General features: G+C 64.3%; 2 protein-coding genes. Both read left to right on the forward strand.

Features of this window, described 5'->3' with window-relative positions; translation table 11 throughout:
* Positions 1-749: 749 nt before the first annotated feature.
* A complete protein-coding gene (locus tag AC0Z36_RS29550) occupies positions 750-1046 on the forward strand; it encodes a type II toxin-antitoxin system Phd/YefM family antitoxin (protein WP_485466160.1) in 297 nt (98 codons plus the stop codon).
* The gene (locus AC0Z36_RS29555) at positions 1043-1444 is read left to right on the forward strand and encodes a type II toxin-antitoxin system VapC family toxin (RefSeq protein WP_485466161.1); all 402 of its coding nucleotides are present in this window, start codon (positions 1043-1045) and stop codon (positions 1442-1444) included. The genes AC0Z36_RS29550 and AC0Z36_RS29555 overlap by 4 nt, the downstream gene beginning before the upstream one ends.
* The last annotated feature ends 342 nt before the right edge of the window (positions 1445-1786 follow it).

The following is a 1786-nucleotide window of genomic DNA, read 5'->3' on the forward strand; positions in this document are numbered from 1 at the left end:
AGCCCCGACCCTGAGCACCAGTCCGCCCCGCCGACCAGGACTCCTCTCCCAACCCCAAGCGTCAAACGGGCATCAGGTCACATACCGCACTCTGAGGTGGCGCAGGGGATGAGCGAAGTTCTGTGCTCGCCATGCGTCATGGGTGCGCTGAGTGTTGTATTTAAAGGAGAGCGAACTTGAGGGTGCCGTGTCGCCCGGTTACGCCACTGAGGTGACTTTCGGAAGAAATGATCACCCTGCGTGAGCTGTGCGAGGGTGGCATGGTGAAGCTGGGTTCGAATCCTGGCTGAGTGGCCGATGTTCCGTCTCCACAGTGCTGCCGGGTGTCAGAAGCGTTCGGAAGCTTGATTCTGACCCTCCGAATCGCGTGCTGACGCGTCAGCACGGCAGGCCGATCAGGCAGGATCAGGCAGGATGCAAGGGGATGGAAACGGGGTTATTTGTCCCGGTTCTCCGGTAAAACCGCAGGTGAGAGGGGTCACTGTGATGGGTTCAAATCCCACCGCTACCGCCAGTAACACCCCTCTGACCTGCGAAAACGCGGTTGGGGGGGTGTTTTTTGTGCTGACGAGGTGCTGACGTGTCCGCGCGCGTGAGGACAGGGCGGGAATCGCGCACCCTGCCCCTTCACAGAGTTGGGGCGCGCCCGCCGAGGCGTGCGGAACGCGTAGATCCCACGGAGGAGCGTGGTCAGCATCGACCCGAGCGGCGATCATTTATGTGCAACAAAATTGTGATACATTCGGTGCATGATGATTCTCCATGAGCATGCCGTGGGGCTGCGGGAATTGCGCCACAAGACGAGCGAGGTGCTGGCCCGCGTCCGGCACGGCGAGACCATTGATGTGACCGAGTACGGCCGTTTGGTCGCGCGGATCGTGCCGGTGGAGGAGCGGGAGGCGACGCCGGTGCTGGATCGTCTTGCGGCCGAGGGCAAGGTCCGGCCCGCGGTGCGCCCTGGGTACCGGCCGCGGATGAGGGCGGGGGACGGCAGCGACCGCCTGGGAGAGGCACTGGCAGCCCTGCGTGAGGAAGAGCCCTGGTGAGTCTCTACTACGTCGACACCTCCGCCGCGCTCAAGCTGCTGGTGGAGGAGAGTCACTCCAAGGCGTTCGCGGAGTTCTACGACCGCGCTACGGGTGCGACATGGGTCAGTTCGGCGCTGATGCGCATCGAGGTGATCCGCGCGGTCACGAGGGTGTTCCCGGCCTTCCTGCCCGATGCGCGGGATCTGTTGCTCGCCTTCGACTTCATCAGCATCGACGATGACATCGTGGAAACGGCGATGAACGAACCTGATCGCATGCTGCGCTCACTGGACGCAATCCACCTGGCCACCGCCCGGGTCCTGGGACCCGACCTGACGGGCTTGGCCACGTACGATGACCGGCTCGCCATCGCGGGCAAGGACGCCGGCTTCGAAATCATCAGCCCGCGCGACTGACAGGGCCAGCGAACACAGAGCAGGACCTGGCCCGCCACCGCCTGCGTGGGCCTTCACCAGCCGGGCGCAGGCGCGCTGGAGGCCGTTCAGTTCGGGCGCGGTGGAGGGGCAGGTGAACCGGATCATTCTGTGGAATCAAAAAAGTCAAGCTTCCACGCTGGTTGGCACGGGCCTTCGCTCCAGCTGCCCGGGAGAGCGAAGGCCCGCTCGAACCTGAACCCACGCTGGTAACCTGACCCGCGGTCAATGAGGCTTCGCCATCTTCGAACGTGCTGGTCAGCGGGGCTGGCGTGGCGGGCTGTAGGGGTACTCGTGCTGGTGGTGGGCGGGAGTCTGCCGTGT

It is taken from the genome of Kitasatospora sp. UYEF31, assembly GCF_057291755.1.